Raw genomic sequence first — 16,950 nt, 5'->3', positions numbered from 1 at the left:
GCGCGTGGTCGGCGCATTCGACATGGGCTCGAACGATCGTCGGGACGGGGGCCCCGGTCATGTGTCGGCCGCGTCTCACGAGCACGTGACGGACGTGCGCGACCGCATCGCCGCGCAGCCCGCCTTCGCCGCCTCGCGTGCCACCGCGGAGTCGCTGCTCGAGGCGGGATGGCCATCGCTCGAGCGGCTCTCGGAAGTGGCGGGCATTCGCTGCGTGGCCGACGTCAGCGCCCCCCGTCGGCGTGGGCGCCTCCGCGAGCGCGCCAGCCTGTACGACGCGAGCATCACGGAGCGGGGGGTGCTGCCGACCCGCGCGGCCAACTGGCACGACCTGTTCAACGTGGTGATTTGGGCTGCGTTTCCCAGAACCAAGCGAGCGCTGCACGCGCGCCAATACCGGCGGCTGTGCGAACGTGTGCCCGCACACTTCCAGCGGCTGCCCGGCGCCCGCACCCCCGAGCAGAGCGCGCTCACCCAGCTCGATGAGGGCGGCCTGCTGCTGTGCGTCCCCGACCATGCCCCGATCGGCGCGGAGGAGCGCTTGCTCACGACGCTGGCTCACCTGGCCACCGCCCGCATCCCGCTGACCACGACGCACCTCGCCCCCCATGAAGCGCGGCCCCTGATCTTCGGTCACGCCCTGCTCGAACACTTGGCCCTCGAGGCCCCCGCGCCCCGCGCCGCGGTCGTCCTCCTCCGCTGCCCACCCCTCGCGGTGGACCTGACCCTGGCGCAGCGGCTGGATGACGACCGCCAACCCTTCACGTGCGCCCCTGTGAGTGCGTGGATTACATCTGCCCTGTCCACCCGTGAGACCGCTGCAACGGTCGAGCGAGGTACGCAGGTGTAGCTCCCGGCCCTTCCCTGTAGTACCTTCCTCACATGTTCAAGCGTGGTGGCGGTGCCCCCCTCATCCGGTCGCGTGTTGCGTGTGCATGGATGTTTCTGTTTTCAGCGGTGATTCTGGCGGGCTGCAACGACGCGCCAGGCGATCTCTTCGTGGACATCCGCTGGCAGGTGAAGTGCCCCGTCGGTGCGCCGAGCTGCTTCCCGAGCCAGCATCGGATGCACGACATCTTCACGTTTGCGGGGGGCACGTCCAACGAGGACCCGCCGCTCCCGCTCGCGCTCAGCTGCTTGGTCGAGCCGCGCGGCGCGGACAACGTGCTGTGGAGCTTCTCGGCGGTCAGCAGCGAGTACCGCCTCACGATCCGCAACGCGATCATCCCTCGCACGGGAGGTCCGGTGGGCGGCCCAAACTGCACCGTGGAGTTCGTGGATGCCGTCAACACGTACGTGGGTGCGTGCGGCTCCGACCCGCTCAGCGACGAGCAACCGTGCCGCTTCACGTCAGTCGGGTTCGAGTACGAGGACCGCGTGATGGGCTTGCTCGGACCCACCCTCAGCACATCGCTGGTGTGTGAGGGGGTCGTGGCCCCCAGCACGCCCATCCTGGTACGCAACCTCTCCGCCCCCGACGTGCGTGGCGAGAGCCGCAACGGGCTCATTCCGATCAACATCGTCAACTGCGAAGGCATGCCGCTCCCCTGAGCTCGGCGCCGGGGCGAACCGCCGCGACAGCGCTCGCCCTGCCGCGCACGGACGCCGGGGTACGCTCTTGGTCAGTCGAAGTTCGCGGCGGTCAGGACGGCCGCTGACGGCATGGTGAACATGCAGCTCGGGTTGCTGGCTGAACAGCCCGAAGGGGGCGGCACCCAGTTGTTGAAGCGGAAGAAGCCGGCCGCGGGGAGCGCCGACAGCGTCACGGAGACCCCGACCTCGACGGCAAACGTGCAGGGGGGCGGCACGTAGCCGACCTGCATGGTCGACGAACACGTCGTGGCGTGCGCGAGGGGGCCGATCTGAACGTTGACCCGCTCGTTGGAGGTCAACGCACCGCCCGTGATGTCGACCACGAGCGCATAGGTGCGGATGTACTCCGCTTGCACGGACAACGCCGCCGTCACTGTGGTGGCGCAGCTGGTGTTCGTCGAACCCGCGCACGGCCCGCTCGACCAACGGACGAAGCGCGCACCAGGCGAGGTCTGACGTGGATCGATGTCGGCGGCCACGAAGGTCACGGCGGACCCGTGCGTGTACGTGCCACTGCACTTGTTCTGGCCGTTCGCTAGGCAGGTGATGACACCGTCCGTGGTGGAGACGTCGCCGACGTTCAGCCCGACGAACGAGACGCTCACGGGATAGGTGTTCGGAGTGAAGACGGCCTGTGTACTCACGGGGCCCGCAATGTTGAGCGTACACACCGCGCCCTGACCAGCACACGCGCCCGTCCAGGCGCTGAACGAGTTGCCAGACGCAGGGCTCGCGGTGAGCTGCAAGGACGTGCCCGTCGCGAACGACCCAGAGCAGTTCGAACCGCAGTTGATGGAGCCCGGCGACGAGGTGATGCTGCCGCTTCCCGAGCGGCTGACCGTGACCGTGTGGAAGACGGGCGAGAACTTGGCGCGGATGGTGCGCGCCTGCGTGATGGTGAGCGTGCAGTAGACGGGGTTGAGGTCGCTACACGGCGCGCTCGAGCCGCCACCGTCATCCACCCAGCCGTCGAACACGTAGCCGCTGGTGGGCACCGCCTGGAGCGTGATCATCTCGCCGTGAGGGAGACTCTCGGTGCAATCGCCTGGACAGTCGATCTCGCCGCCCGGCGTGATCACGCTGCCGAAGCCCTGCGCGTCGATGACGGTGGTGAGCGTGTAGCTCAGCACCTCGAACGTGGCCGTCACCGACTTGGAGGCGTCCATGGTGACCTGACACGTGGTGTTCGTCCCCGCGCTCGCACACGCGCCGCCCCAACCGGAGAACGTGCGGCCCACGCCCGGAGCCGCCGTCAGTGTGACCGTCTGGCCGAACGTGAAGCTCTGGCTGCACGTGCCGCCGGTCGAGGTGCAGCTGATGCCCGTCGGACTCGACGTGACCGTCCCGGTGCCGTTGACGGACACGGTGAGGTTGTTGCTGCCGACCGTGAACGTGGCGCTCACGCTGTTGGCCTGGGTCATCGAGAGCGTACAGGTGGACCCCGTCTGACCCGTGCACGCGCCGCCCCAAGCGGCGAAGGTGTTGCCTCCACCGCTGGTGGGTGTCGCGGTGAGGGTCACCATGGTGCCGTGCGTGTAGTTGGCCGCGCACGTCCCGCCGGTCTTGGTACAGCTGATGCCGGCGGGGTTGGAGCTGACGGTGCCCGACCCGGAGCCGGACACGGTCACGGTGAGGGGCTGCTGCTTGAGGGTGAACGTCGCGGTCACCGCGGTGGCGGCCGTCATGGTCACGTTGCACGCGCCGTTGCTGGAGCACCCACCGCCCGACCAGCTGGTGAAGTCGCTGGACGACGCCGGCGACGCGATCAGCTGCACGGTGGTGCCGTGGTTGAACGTGCCGGTGCAGCTCCCGTTCGCGGGGCAGGTGAGCCCGCTGGGCGTGGACGAGACCGACCCGCTCCCCGTGCCCGTGCGGTTGACGGTGAGCGTGTACTGCCGGAGCGTGAAGGTGGCCGTCACGCTCTGCGCTTGGTCCATGGTCACCATGCAGGACGTGGTGCCGCTGCACGCGCCGCCCCACCCGGTGAAGTCGCTGCCGGTGGAGGGCGTGGCGGTGAGCATCACCATGGTGCCGTGCGCGTACGACCCGCTGCACGAGGCCCCGCAGCTGATGCCCGCGGGTGTCGAGCTGACGGTGCCCGCGCCGTTGCCCGGCTTGGTGACGGTGAGGGTGTACTGCTTGAGCGTGAACTGGGCCGTGACCGTCTGCGCCTGCGTGACGGTCACCACACACGTGGTCGACGCGCCACAGCCGGCGCCGCTCCAGCCGTTGAAGTCGCTGTTGGCGGTCGCGGTCGCGGTGAGCGTGACCACGTCACCGTGGCGGTAGGTCTCCGTGCAGTCCGTGCCGCAGTTGATGCCCGCGACGTCGCTCACCACGCTGCCCGTCCCCGTCCCGCCCGTCGCGACGGTCAGCACGTAGGGCGCGCGGTCGAAGAGCGCCTGGACCGTGACGTCGTCCGTCATGGAGATGACGCAGGGCCCGGTGCCTGGGCAGTCCGCGCCCGACCAGCCTACGAACACGCTGTTGGCGTCCGCCGAGGCGGTGAGCGTGCGCGTGACGCCGTAGTTCACGGTGTCGCTGCACATCATGCCGCCCGTCCCGCACAGGATGGAGCCCGTGTTGTTCGACACGGTGCCCGTGCCTTCGCCGGTGGGGACCACCTGCAGCGTGTGCTGGTCGGCGGTGAACTGGGCCGTGACACCCACCATGGTGGTAACGGTGACGGAGCACGTCGTGCTCGCCCCCATGCAGCCGCCCGACCAGCCCGTGAAGGTGGAGCCGGTGGCCGGCGTCGCGGTGAGCGTCACCATCGTACCGTTCGTGAAAGACGACGCACAGGTGCTGCCGCAGTCGATGCCGGGCACGTCGCTGGCGACGGTACCCGCGCCGGTGCCGCTCTTGGTGACGGTGAGGAACTCGTTGCCCAACACGAACGCCGCGCTGACGCTGGTGGCGCCCGCGATCGTCAGGGTGCAGACGTTGCTGGCCTCGCCCGCGCAGTCGCCGCCCCATCCGATGAACGTGGAGCCCGCGTCGGCGGTGGCCGTGAACGTGATGCTGTCGCCGTGCCCAGCCGCACCCGTGCAGTCGGAGCCACAGTCGATGCTTCCGTCGCTGCTCGTGATGGTTCCGGAGCCGTTGTCGGTGGTGGAGGCCGTGAGGGCGTACTGGTTGATGGCGAAGGTCGCGCCCACGCTCTCGGCCTGTGTGAGCGTGACGACGCAGCTGGTGCTGGACTCCGCGGCGCACGCGCCGCTCCATCCCGTGAACGCCGCGCCGTCGTTGGCGATGGCGTTCAGGGTGACCATCTGCCCGTGTGCGTACGTCTCGCTACAGTCGCTACCGCAGTCGATGCCGCCCGCGCCGGACACGATCTTGCCCGCGCCAGTGACCGCCGCCGTGAGTGTGTAGGTGTCACGCGTGAAGGTGGCCGTCGCCGTGGCGGCCGCGGTGATGGGCACGGAGCAGAAGGTGTTGGTGCCCTGGCACGCGCCCGCCCAGCCGGTGAACGTGGAGCCCTCGTCGGCCGCGGCGATCAGCACCACGTTGGTGCCGTGCGCGTAGGGCGCGCTGCAGGTCGCACCACAGTCGATGGCGGCCGGCACGGAGCTCACCGAGCCGCTCCCCGTGCCGTCCCGGGCGACGCTCAGCATGTACGTGTTGACGTCGAAGGTGGCCGTCACGCTGCGTGCAGCGCTCATCGTCAGCGTGCACGTCATGCCCGTGCCCGTGCAGTCCCCAGACCAGCCCATGAAGGTGGACCCCGCGGTCTCGGTCGCGGTGAGCGTGATCTCTTCGCCTGGCGCAAACACGGCCGAGCAGCTCGCGCCGCAGTCGATGCCCGTGGGCGCCGACGTCACCGTCCCCATGCCGGAGCCGGAACGCGAGATGAGCAAGGACACCTCGTCCGCGTCGTCGAACGTCACGCCGACGGTCTTGTCGGCGTCCATGGTGAGCTCACAGTCCCCGAGGCCCGCGCAGTCCATGGACCACCCGCTGAACGACGACGCGAAGCCCGGCAGCGCCGAGAGCGTCACCATGGTCCCCACCTGATACGACACGGCGCACGTGCCCGTCCCGTCACAGTCGAGCGAGTCGTCCGCGGCTACGACCTGGCCGGTGCCACCCCCCGACGCGATCACGGTCAGCGTGAAGGTCGGTATGGCGAAGTCCACCGTGACGGACCGCGGACGGGTCATGCTGATGACGCACGGGTCCTCCGGGGCCGTGCCGGCGCACGCGCCCCCCCACACGACCACGGCGGGGGCTACGGGCGTGGCGATGAGCGTCACGGTCGTTCCCGCGTCGTAGGTCTGCTCGCAGTCCGAGCCGCAGTTGATGCCGGACGGCGCGGAGACCACGCCGCCCGTGCCCGTGCCGCCGACCGTGACATCGAGATCGAACGGACCCATACCAAAGTCGGCCGTCTCCATGTCGATGTCGGCGTCGCTCGCAGCGTCTGGCACCATGCCGTCAGCGGAACCGTCCGGGGGACCGCCGTCTCCGGCGTAGTAGTCGTCGAAGCTCCCGGCGCAGCCCGAGGCGCACGCCGCCAGGGAGAGGAGCCAGGTGAGCGCAAGGGCCGTCGCGCGCGTGTGGTGGAGCCGGACCATCAGAACTGCCCTCCGAAGGTGGCCATGCAGCCGGTCGTGTCACACCCCACCCCGCCCCGCAGCGGCGAGGCGCTGGCGGTGGCGTCCGGGTCGTCGTCGTCCGGGCTCATGACGAAGTACAGCACGACGCCCGTGACGGCGGCAGCGGCCCCTACGCCGATGAGCGCGTCCGCCGCGCGCGCGGAGCGACGACCGCGGTCCCGGAGGCTCTCCCAGTTGCTGTCGGGCGGACACGCACCGTCGGCCGCACAGAGCGCGTCGAGATCGCTGCGCGCCCCACGTGAGAGGAGCCCAGCGACGACGCCCCCCACCAGCGCTCCGCCTCCGACACCCATCACGATGTAGGGCACGGGGGAGCGCCCCTCGGGCTCTGCGGCTGGCACGGTCAGGTCCACTGGCGGCGTGACGGGCTCCTGGTCCGTCTGACTCGGGGTCTGCTCCGGCTCGACCTCGGGGTCTTGCTCCTCGGGGTTCGCCGCGAGCGCGGCCTCGAGGTGCTGGAGGCGCGCACGCAGGTGGTCTTCGTCGGGCGGATCCGGCACCTCCTCCAGGTAGCGACGGAGCGCCTCGTACGACTGGCGCGTGTGCAGCGCATCGCGATGCGCGAGGTACACGTTGTACAGCAGCGGTGCGCGGCGAGACAGCTCGTAGGCCTGCTCGAACTCCCGCGCCGCCTCGGCGAACTGGCCGTTCTGGTAGTACGCCTGCCCAAGGCGGAAGTGGCGCCGGGCGGCCTCGTCATTGGTGTCTGGGGGAGGTGTGGGAGCGCCCGGAGCGGCGTCCGCGGGGTCAGGAGCAGCCGACCCATCCGTGGGGGCCGTCTGCGCCAGACCGCTCTGGGGTGCTCCCACCAACATGCTGACTGTCCAGATCCACCAACCAAGTCGCCAATGCCTCATGGACACTCCAGATGAAACGCGCCGCGCCTCGCGCGACCGAACGCTCGGGCCCCACGGGCCCGTAGATACATTCTTTCGAAGATATCACCCGAGACGCCGGAAAGTCACGTCCAGGGCGTCCCAAGAACGACCTAATGCGCCCCCAAACGACGGGGGGTGGCGCTCGTTCGGCGTCCGGCCGATGAGCCCCGCGTTTCGCCCGGGTAAATTGCGGGGCTGGGAACGGACCCGACGCCGCGCTTGCCCCGGTGACGAACCGCGACGGTGCTATACGAAGGCGTGTCCATCCACGCTGCCATCTATCACCTGACCCACTACCGCTACGACCGGCCGGTCATCCTCGGACCGCAGGTCATCCGGCTGCGCCCCGCTGCCCACAGCCGCACGCGCGTGATCTCGCATTCGCTCAAGGTGAGCCCGGGTGGGCACTTCGTGAACCACCAGCAGGACCCCTACGGCAACTGGCTCGCACGGTTCGTGTTCCCGGAGCCCGTGCGGGAGCTGAAGATCGAAGTCGACCTCGTGGCCGACATGAGCGTCTACAACCCCTTCGACTTCTTCGTCGAGGAGAGCGCCGAGCACTTTCCGTTCGAGTACGACGCGGACCAGGCCGAGGACCTCGTCATCTATCGCACGCCCGAGCCCGCGGGCCCGCACCTGACGCGCTTCCTCTCGACCATCTCGCGTGAGCGGCGCCGGACGGTCGACTTCGTGGTGGACCTGAACGCGCGCATCTCGCGCGAGATCGGCTACGTGATCCGCATGGAGCCCGGGGTACAGACTCCGGAGGAGACGTTCGAGGCAGGCACGGCGTCATGCCGCGACTCGACCTGGCTCTGGTGCAGACCTCCGTCACCTGGGCACTCGCCGCGCGCTTCGTGTCCGGCTACCTCATTCAGCTCAAGCCCGACCTGATCGCCCTCGACGGGCCGGCTGGCACGTTACCACGACTTCACCGACCTGCACGCGTGGGCCGAGGTGTACCTGCCTGGTGCGGGTTGGGTGGGCTCGACCCGACATCCGGTCTGCTGGCCGGCGAGAGCCACATCCCGCTGGCCCGCGACGCCGCACTATCGCCACGCCGCGCCCATCGCGGGGCTTGGCGAAGCGAGGCAAGAGTGGACTTCCACTTCGACATGCAGGTGCGTCGCACGTCCAGAGCACCACGCATCACGAAGCCGTTCTCCGAGGAGAGCTGGGAGCGCCTGGACCAGCTGGGCGAGAAGGTGGACGCGGCGCTGCGCGCGGGCGACGTGCGCCTGACCATGGGCGGCGAGCCCACCTTCGTCTCCATCGACGACTTCGAGTCGGCCGAGTGGAACACCGCGGCCGTCGGGCCCACCAAGCGCACGCTGGCGGACGCGCTGCTGCGCAAGCTGCAAGCGCGCATCGCGCCGCACGGCTTCCTGCACCATGGGCAGGGCAAGTGGTACCCCGGGGAGAGCCTGCCGCGCTGGACGTTCTCGCTGTACTGGCGCAACGACGAGGTGCCCATCTGGGAGGACGCGGCGCTCATCGCCCGAGAGGACCAAGACGCGGGCGTGACCGTCGAGCACGCCGAGCGCTTCCTCGCCTGCATGGCGGAGGAGCTGGGCGTGGGAGCCGACCACGTGACCCCTGCCTACGAGGACCCGGCGAGCTGGATCCTGGCCGAGGCGCGGCTGCCCGAGAACGTCAGCCCGGCGAACTCGAAGCTCGAGAGCGCCGAGGAGCGGCAGCGCATCGCGAAGGTGTTCGCGCGCGGCCTGACCACGCCGGCGGGCTACGTGCTGCCCATCCAGCGCTGGCAGGCGCGCCACCGCCGCGTGGGCTGGCGCTCGGAGCGCTGGGGGCCTGCGTCGCGAGCACTTGTTCCTGGTGCGGGCGACTCCCCGTGGGCTACCGCCTGCCGTTCCAGTCGCTGCCCTACGTGCCCCCGTCGCGCTATCCGTACGTGCACGCCGCCGACCCGACCGAGGAGCGCGGACCGCTGCCCGACCCACGCGCGCCAGAGCCGTTCGAGGCGTACCCTGACGGTCCGGGAGGCGACGAAGCGGGCGAGCACGCGCACGCTGAACCACCGTGAGCTCCGGGGCGCGCGCGTCGCGCGCCTGACGAAGGACGCCAGGACCGCCGCGAGCAGTCGCTGGTGGAGCCTCGAAGGCAGCGTCCGCACGGCTCGCCGCCGAGTGCCGCGATGGGCGCTGCGTGTTCATGCCGCCGGTCGAGCGCGTCGGAGCACTACCTCGACTGGTCGCCGCCGCGAAGCCGCAGCGAAGCGAGGTCGGGCTGCCGATCCAGATCGAGGGCTACGCCCCGCCCCACGACCCGCGCCTGAGCGTGATCCGCGTGGCGCCGGACCCCGGCGTCATCGAGGTCAACGTGCACCCCGCGGCGAGCTGGCGCGAGTGTGTGGCCACCACGCAGGCGGTGTACGAGCTGGCGCGCGAGACGCGCCTGGGCGCGGACAAGTTCATGATCGACGGGCGACACACCGGGACGGGCGGCGGCAACCACGTGGTGGTCGGCGGCGCGACCCCCATGGACAGCCCCTTCCTGCGGCGCCCCGACCTGCTGCGCTCGCTGATCCTGTACTGGCAGCGGCACCCGGCCCTGTCCTACCTGTTCTCCGGGCTCTTCATCGGTCCCACCAGCCAGGCGCCGCGCATCGACGAGGCGCGCCACGACAGCCTGTACGAGCTGGAGATGGCGCTGGCCCAGATCCCCGATCCGGGCGCGGGTTACACGCCGCCCCCGTGGCTGGTGGACCGCCTGCTGCGCAACCTGCTGATCGACGTGACGGGCAACACGCACCGCTCGGAGATCTGCATCGACAAGCTGTACTCGCCCGACGGGCCCGCAGGCCGCTTGGGCCTGGTGGAGTTCCGCGGCTTCGAGATGCCGCCCGACCCGCGCATGAGCCTGGCGCAGCAGGTGCTCATCCGGGCCATCATCGCGCGCCTGTGGCAGGCGCCGCTGCACGGCACGCCGGTGCGCTGGGGCACCGTCCTGCACGACCGCTTCATGCTGCCGCACTTCCTGTGGCGCGATCTGCTGGACGTGCTGCACGACCTCGGCGCGCACGGCTTCCCGGTGGAGCCGGAGTGGTACGAGGCGCAGGCCGAGTTCCGCTTCCCGTTCTGCGGGGAGGTCCACTACGAGGGCATGCACTTGGAGCTGCGCCAGGCGCTCGAGCCCTGGCACGTGCTGGGCGAGACGGGCGCCATCGGCGGCACCGTGCGCTACACGGACAGCTCGGTGGAGCGCCTGCAGGTGAAGCTGGTGACCGACAACCCGAGCCGCTACGCCGTGGCGTGCAACGGGCGGCGCGTGCCCCTGACCGCCACCGAGACCGCGGGCGTGACGGTCGCGGGCGTGCGCTTCAAGGCTTGGCAGCCTGCGCTGGCGCTGCACCCCACCCTGCCCGTCAACGCGCCGCTCACGTTCGACATCTACGACACGTGGAGCCAGCGAGCGCTGGGCGGCTGCGTCTATCACGTGGCGCACCCCGGCGGACGCAACTACGACACGTTCCCCGTGAACGGCAACGAGGCCGAGGCACGCCGACTGGCGCGCTTCCAAGCGCACGGCCACAGTCCGGGGTCCTACCGCATGCCCAGCGACATCCCCCACCCCGACTTCCCCACCACCCTCGACCTGCGACGCGCGCCCACCTGCTAGTATGGGTGCCCGGTCCATGCCGAGCGACACGCCGAGCAAGCTCCTCGACGACTACCAGCCGTGGCCGGACGTGCCCGACGAGCTGCTGGGTAGTGAACGCCGTGTCCGCTCGGGCTGGCAGGAGCTGCTGGAGCACTTGGCGCCGCTCGGCCGCGACGAGCTGCTCGAACACTTCGCCCGCGGTGACCAGTACCTGGCCGACGCGGGGGTGTACTTCCGGCAGTACGGGCAGGACAGCTCTCATGAGCGCGAGTGGCCCCTGAGCCACCTGCCGGTGATCATCCACGAGCGCGAGTGGACCGAGATCGCCGCCGGGCTGACCCAACGCGCCGAGCTGCTCGAGGCCATCGTGGCCGACATGTACGGAGACAACACGCTGGCGCGTGACGGGCACCTCCCGCCCGCGCTGCTGGCCGAGAGCCCCGAATGGCTGCGGCCGATGGTGGGCATCAGGCCTCGCTCGGGGCACTTCCTGCACTTCTTGGCGTTCGAGATCGGGCGCGGGCCGGGCGGTCGGTGGTGGGTGCTGGGCGACCGCACGCAGGCGCCCTCGGGTGCTGGCTTCGCGCTGGAGAACCGCGTCGCCACATCGCGCGTGTTCGCAGACCTGTACTCGAGCGCGAACGTGCATCGGCTGGCCGGCTTCTTCCAGGCCTTCCGTGATGCGCTGCAGGGGCTGCGCGCCGAAGAAGACAGCCAGGTCGCGATCCTGACCCCCGGGCCGCACAACGACACCTACTACGAGCACGCCTACATCGCGCGCTACCTCGGGTTCGCGCTGCTCGAGGGTGAGGATCTGGTGGTGGTCGATGGGCGCGTGATGGTGCGCACCGTCACTGGCCTGCAGCCCGTCAGCGTGCTCTTCCGTCGCCTGGACGCCACCTTCGCGGACCCGCTGGAGCTGGATGAGCGCTCGGGGCTCGGGACCGCCGGCATGGTGGACGCGGTGCGGCGGGGGGGCGTGACCATGGTGAACGCCCTTGGTGCGGGCGTGCTCGAGACCCGTGCGCTGATGGCCTTTCTGCCACGGCTGTGCGAGGCGCTGCGCGGCGAGCCCCTGCGCCTGCCGAACATCGCGACCTGGTGGTGCGGTCAGGAGTCCGAGCGCGCGCACGTGCTGCGCAACCTGGACCGCGTGATGATCAGCCCCGCGCTGTCCACGGGCCTACCGTTCGACACGTCGGGTGCCATCTTCGTCGGGGGGCGCGCGCCGGGTGCAGCGCGCGTGACGCGCACCGAGGTGGAGGCCCGCCTGATGAGCGACGGGCCGCACTGGGTCGCCCAGGAGTCGGTCACGCTCTCCACCACACCAGCGTTCGTCGACGGCGTGCTCAAGCCCCGCCCAATGAGCGTGCGTGTCTTCCTGGCGCGCACTCCGGACGGCTGGCAGGTGATGCCCGGCGGTTTCGCGCGCATCGGTCGCTCCGAGGACCCGGGGGCCATCGCCATGCAGCGCGGTGGGTCCGTGGCCGACGTGTGGATCTGGAGCGACAGCGAGGTGGATGCACCGAGCCTCCTGCCGCATCCGTCTCAGCCCTTCCTGCGCACGCTGCCCGGGGCGCTGACCAGCCGCGCGGCCGACAACCTCTTCTGGCTGGGGCGCTACGTGGAGCGCGTGGAGGTCATCCTGCGCCTGCTGCGCGCGTACCACGTGCGCCTGGCCGAGGCCCACGACGAGAACGCCGCGCTGTGCGTGCGGCTGCGGGGCCACCTGGCCACGTTCGGGGTGGACCCGAGCCAGCCCATCCCGAAGGGGCTGCTGAGCGCGCTCTCGGCGGTGGTCCACAGCGCGAGCCAAGTGCGCGACCTGTTCTCGGTGGATGGGTGGGTCGCGCTGCAAGACCTCGCGCAGCACGCGCAGCGCTACGACAAGAAGCGCATGAGCGCGGACGACACGGCGCGCGTGGTCGGCGTGCTGCTGCGCAAGGTGAGCGGCTTCTCCGGGCTCGTGCACGAGAACATGTACCGCTTCACCAGCTGGCGCTTCCTCAGCATGGGGCGGGCGCTGGAGCGCGCGATGCTGACCGTGCAGGTGCTGCTGCAGCTCACGGACACCCCCGAAGCGAACGGCGCGCTGGACCTCGCCGTGGAGCTCTGCGACAGCGTGATGACGCACCGCAGGCGGTATGTGGTCGCGACGACACGCGAGACGGTCATCGACCTGCTGGCGCTCGACGCGCTGAACCCTCGCTCGGTGCGCTTCCAGCTCGACGCGTTCCGCGAGCACGCCAGCGCGCTCCCGGGCTTCGACGAGCTGGGCCAGCTCTCGGCCTTCGCGCGAGCCACGCTGCAGGTCCACACGCAGCTCACCGTGAAGACGGTCGACACCCTCGGCAACGACGCGTTGCAGGGGCTGCTCGTCGACCTGGCGGGCCTGTCCGAGCACCTCACCAACGCTTACCTGCGGTAGCCGGGCATGCTCTACGACATCGTCCTACGCATCGACTACCAGTATCAGCGGCCGGCCAACGCAGGACGCCACCTGCTGAGGGTGCTGCCGGCGGACCTCCCGGGCGAGCAACGCCTGGTGGCCGCGGCGCTGGACGCACGCCCTGCGGACGGGGAGCGCGCGCGCTTCACGGACTTCTTCGGCAACGAGGTGGTGCGGCTGTCCCTCAGCTCCCCCCACGACGAGTTGGGCATCTCCGTGCGCGCGCGGGTGGACCGCCAGAAGAGCCCGAGCGACGCGCCCAGCGACCCGTTCGACACCCTCGCCACGGCCATCGCGCAGGTGCGTGACCTCGGCCCGACCTCGCCACACCACTTCGTGGCAGCCTCCGCGCGTGTCCCTCGCCTGTCCACGCTGCGCGCCTTCGCCCGCCAGCACACGCACGGCGACATGACCGCGCTCGAGGCCATCACCCGCGTGGGAGAGGCGCTCCACACGGAGCTGCGCTTCGACGCGGACGCCACCACCGTGGACACGCCCGTCGAGGAAGCGTTCGAGGCCCGCCACGGCGTGTGCCAGGACTTCGCGCACATCATGATCGGGTGCCTACGCGAGGTGGGCATCCCGGCGGGCTACGTGAGCGGCTTCTTACGCACCGAGCCGCCCCCCGGCGGCGAACGCCTCGAGGGCGCGGACGCGATGCACGCGTGGGTGCGGGCGTGGTGCGGTCCCACGCTCGGGTGGGTCGAGTACGACCCCACCAACAAGGTCGCGGTCGGCAACGACCACGTGGTGGTGGCGCGCGGTCGCGACTACAGCGACGTCTCGCCCGTCCGGGGCGTGCTCCGTACGTCGGGCGCGCAGCAGAGCGCACAGTCCGTGGACGTGCTCCCGATCGCCGGGCGCGACGCGCTGTCCACCGGCTGACCCGTCCGACCGAGGCGTGAGGTGGCCCCGCGCGCTCGAGCGCGCCCGCGGGATCGGCTACGGAGTCGACCCGCACGAGCTCAGCGGGGGCAGCGCCGGGAGCGCGTCCAGGTCGACGTTGCCGCCGCTCAGGATCAGCCCCACCCGCTTGCCGCGGAGCTTGTCGTGCAGTGGCCCGCCCGGCAGCAGCGCGGCCAAGGGCACGGCGGACGAAGGCTCGACGACCAGCTTCAAGCGCTCCCAGACCAGGCGCATGGCCAGCAGGATGGCGTGCTCGGAGACAGCCACCACGTCGCTGGCGTGAGCCATCATGAGCGCGAAGCCCACCTCGCCGAGCGGGGTGCGGAGCCCGTCCGCGACCGTGTCCGGGACGAAGTCCACCAGACGCTCACGCGCCCGAAAGCTGCGGGCCGCGTCGGCGGCGCCCGCGGGCTCGCACGCGAACACGTCCACCGCCAGCCCTGACGCGCGCACCGCCAAGAGGCTGCCCCCCAGGAGACCACCCCCGCCCACCGGAACGAGCAGCGCGTTCAGCCCTTCGGCCTGCTCCATCAGCTCGAGCGCGGCCGTGCCCTGCCCTGCGACTACCGCGGGGTGCTCGTAGGGGTGGATTGACGTCGCCCCCGTCGCCCGCAGCACCTCGTCCAACCCAGCGACACGGGCGGCGGCCGTGGGCTCGCAGTCCACCACGCGCCCGCCGAACGCCAGCACGGCCGCGCGCTTGCTGGAGACGCTGTTGTTGGGCATCACCACCGTGGCCGAGAGGCCCGCGCGCTGCGCTGCGAGCGAAAGCGCAGCGCCGTGGTTGCCGGACGAGTGCGTCGCCACGCCGCGCGCTCGCGCGTGCTCGTCCAGCTGCAGCACCGCATTGGTGGCCCCACGAAACTTGAAGGCGCCCGCGCGCTGCAGGTTCTCGGCCTTGAAGAACAGCGTCGCGCCGCACAGCGCGTCGAGCGAGGCCGACGTGAACACGGGCGTCTCGCGCACGTACTTGTGAATGCGCTGGCGCGCGTCGAGCACGTCGTCGGGCTGAGGCAACGTCATGGGCCAAGGGTGCCGAGTGCGCGCCCGACCTGCACTCACAAAGAAAGACCCGAGCCGAAGCCCGGGTCTTTTCTGTGGTCGTCTCGTGAGTCAGCCGCTCAGCGGCAGGGCCCACGGCCGCGACCGGCACCGTCCGCGCCCGAACCGCTGTCGGAGTCGGTCACGCCGCGCTCGGCGCAGACGCCGCGGCCAGCCGCGTCGCCGTTGCCACCGGTGTCACGGTCGGTGTGACCGGTGCGGCCACGACCCGCGCCGTCGCTCGGATCGCTGTCGTTCGCCAGCTCGGAGGGGCGCTCGGCGCGGGCGACCGCGCCCACGGCGGTCACTGCAGCGCCGGCCAGCAGCGTACCGCCGACCATCTGCAGCATGCCGCGACGACCCATGGTGCGCTCGGTGGTGATGTCTTGCTCGGACAGGCTCTTCTTCTTGCTCATTGGGGACTCCTTGGAATTTCGGATGCGCACGAGGGCGAATTGACTCGACCGCGAGCGTAACCGTTGGGGACGAACATTTACAGAAGATATTCGGATCCAAGATACGCCACCCCTGATACAAACGTGCCGTGACACCCACCCGTACCATGCTGTCCTACCTCTGCGCACCCTTGAGCGCAGAGGAATTCCTCCGAGATTACTTCGAAAAGAAGCCTTGCCTCGTCCAGCGCGAGGACCGGAATTATTACGACAAGCTCCTCACGTGGGAGATGATCGACCGTGTCATCACCACGCTGCACCTGTCGCATCCGCAGATCAGCATGGCGGATGCGCGGGGTGGGCTCACGAAGGAGGACTACACCTACCCGAGCGGTCTGATCGACGCGGGGCGCCTGTACCAGCGCTACGCGGATGGCTCGTCGATCATCCTCGGCAACCTGGAGTCCCACCTGCCGAGCATGTCGAACCTGTGCCGCTCGATGGAAGCCGAGATGAGCCAGCGCTTCCAGGCCAACATCTACGTCACCCCACCGGGCTCGCAAGGGCTGCGCTCGCACTGGGACAGCCACGACGTGTTCGTGCTCCAGATCTCCGGTGAAAAGCACTGGAAGATCTACGACACCCCCGTGGAGCTGCCGTTCCGCGCCATGCGCTTCGACCCCGACGTGGATCTCCCCAAGGAGACGACGATGGACTTCACGCTCAAGGCGGGCGAGATGCTCTACGTCCCACGCGGGGTCATGCACGACGCCTCCACTGAAGACTCGCACTCGATGCACATCACAGTGGGCATCTTGAACACGTCGTGGATGGAGCTCGTGCTCGAGGCCGCGGCGACCGTCGGCACGAAGTTCGCCGAGTTCCGCCAGGCGCTGCCGCCGGGCTTCACGGACCCTGGCTTCGATCGCGGCGCGGCGCGCGAGCACTTCAAGCAGCTGCTCCAGAAGATCGTGGAGCACGCCGACTTCGACAGCGCACTCGACACGTTCGCCGACGACCTCATCTCCACCCGCCACAGCCTCCTGGAAGGACAGCTGGAGCAAGTCACGCGCCTGCCGGAGCTCAGCCTGGAGTCCCAATGCAGCCCGCGACCGGCGCTTCTGTACCGGGTGCGCAAGACCGATGAGCAGGTGACGGTGAGCTGCTACGGCGGCAACCTGACGCTGCCCATCTTCGCGGCGGAGCCGCTGGAGTTCGCGCTCCAGGAAGGCAGCTACCGCGTCGCGGACCTACCCGGTGACCTGGACGATGGCGGCAAGCTGGTGCTGATCCGGCGTCTGGTGCGTGAAGGGCTCGTGCGGGTCGCCTACTAGGAGCCGCGTCGATGGACATCCGGTCCGCCCTCGACGGGCTCATACGCAGTCGAGGCCGTCTGGATAGCCAGGCCGATGCCGTTCCGGCGCCACGCGATCCTTCCGTGGGCGCCG

At 70.1% G+C, this 16,950-nt stretch carries 9 protein-coding genes and 1 pseudogene; 6 read left to right on the top strand and 4 right to left on the bottom strand.

The features are described 5' to 3' along the window. The first annotated feature begins 4 nt into the window (after window positions 1-4). Window positions 5-850 (top strand): DUF3025 domain-containing protein, encoded by an 846-nt coding sequence (locus H6726_21725; GenBank protein MCB9660279.1) that lies wholly within the window; start codon window positions 5-7, stop codon window positions 848-850. An 89-nt stretch (window positions 851-939) separates the two neighbouring features. Further along, window positions 940-1,551 carry a hypothetical protein gene (locus H6726_21720; protein ID MCB9660278.1) on the top strand — a complete coding sequence of 204 codons (612 nt, stop codon included), beginning with the start codon at window positions 940-942 and terminating at the stop codon, window positions 1,549-1,551. Between the two features lie 71 nt (window positions 1,552-1,622). On the opposite strand, the gene H6726_21715 is transcribed toward H6726_21720, so the two are convergent. Both H6726_21715 and H6726_21710 read right to left on the bottom strand, forming a co-directional pair. Continuing rightward, window positions 1,623-6,170 (bottom strand): hypothetical protein, encoded by a 4,548-nt coding sequence (locus H6726_21715; protein ID MCB9660277.1) that lies wholly within the window; start codon window positions 6,168-6,170, stop codon window positions 1,623-1,625. Then, window positions 6,170-7,069, bottom strand: coding sequence for a tetratricopeptide repeat protein (locus H6726_21710; protein ID MCB9660276.1), 900 nt, complete (start codon window positions 7,067-7,069; stop codon window positions 6,170-6,172). Before H6726_21710 ends, H6726_21715 begins: the two co-directional genes overlap by 1 nt. A gap of 279 nt (window positions 7,070-7,348) precedes the next feature. Between H6726_21710 and H6726_21705 the strand changes: the two are divergent. From H6726_21705 to H6726_21695, 3 genes and pseudogenes are all read left to right on the top strand, one after another. After that, window positions 7,349-10,729 (top strand): annotated as a pseudogene (locus tag H6726_21705) (transglutaminase family protein). A gap of 1 nt (window position 10,730) precedes the next feature. Continuing rightward, the gene (locus tag H6726_21700; protein MCB9660275.1) at window positions 10,731-13,139 is read left to right on the top strand and encodes a circularly permuted type 2 ATP-grasp protein; all 2,409 of its coding nucleotides are present in this window, start codon (window positions 10,731-10,733) and stop codon (window positions 13,137-13,139) included. A gap of 6 nt (window positions 13,140-13,145) precedes the next feature. After that, window positions 13,146-14,045 (top strand): transglutaminase family protein, encoded by a 900-nt coding sequence (locus H6726_21695; GenBank protein ID MCB9660274.1) that lies wholly within the window; start codon window positions 13,146-13,148, stop codon window positions 14,043-14,045. A 57-nt stretch (window positions 14,046-14,102) separates the two neighbouring features. Here the strand turns inward: H6726_21695 and H6726_21690 are convergent, their stop codons facing one another. Further along, window positions 14,103-15,089, bottom strand: coding sequence for a pyridoxal-phosphate dependent enzyme (locus H6726_21690; GenBank protein ID MCB9660273.1), 987 nt, complete (start codon window positions 15,087-15,089; stop codon window positions 14,103-14,105). A gap of 98 nt (window positions 15,090-15,187) precedes the next feature. Further along, window positions 15,188-15,523 (bottom strand): hypothetical protein, encoded by a 336-nt coding sequence (locus H6726_21685; GenBank protein MCB9660272.1) that lies wholly within the window; start codon window positions 15,521-15,523, stop codon window positions 15,188-15,190. Between the two features lie 128 nt (window positions 15,524-15,651). Between H6726_21685 and H6726_21680 the strand changes: the two genes are divergently transcribed. Further along, window positions 15,652-16,836, top strand: a complete 1,185-nt coding sequence (locus H6726_21680; GenBank protein ID MCB9660271.1) for a hypothetical protein — start codon at window positions 15,652-15,654, stop codon at window positions 16,834-16,836. Window positions 16,837-16,950: the final 114 nt, after the last annotated feature.

Source organism: Sandaracinaceae bacterium (assembly GCA_020633055.1).
GTDB lineage: Bacteria > Myxococcota_A > Polyangia > Polyangiales > Houyiibacteriaceae > JADJJE01.
Note: the sequence above shows the minus strand (reverse complement) of the source record. Positions and strands in the feature narration are given on the sequence as shown.

Coding starts and splice junctions, on each gene's coding strand:
- H6726_21710 (MCB9660276.1), bottom strand. CDS start 7,069: ATGAGGCATTGGCGACTTGGTTGGTGGATCTGGACAGTCAGCATGTTG.
- H6726_21690 (MCB9660273.1), bottom strand. CDS start 15,089: ATGACGTTGCCTCAGCCCGACGACGTGCTCGACGCGCGCCAGCGCATT.
- H6726_21700 (MCB9660275.1), top strand. CDS start 10,731: ATGGGTGCCCGGTCCATGCCGAGCGACACGCCGAGCAAGCTCCTCGAC.
- H6726_21695 (MCB9660274.1), top strand. CDS start 13,146: ATGCTCTACGACATCGTCCTACGCATCGACTACCAGTATCAGCGGCCG.
- H6726_21715 (MCB9660277.1), bottom strand. CDS start 6,170: ATGGTCCGGCTCCACCACACGCGCGCGACGGCCCTTGCGCTCACCTGG.
- H6726_21685 (MCB9660272.1), bottom strand. CDS start 15,523: ATGAGCAAGAAGAAGAGCCTGTCCGAGCAAGACATCACCACCGAGCGC.
- H6726_21720 (MCB9660278.1), top strand. CDS start 940: ATGTTTCTGTTTTCAGCGGTGATTCTGGCGGGCTGCAACGACGCGCCA.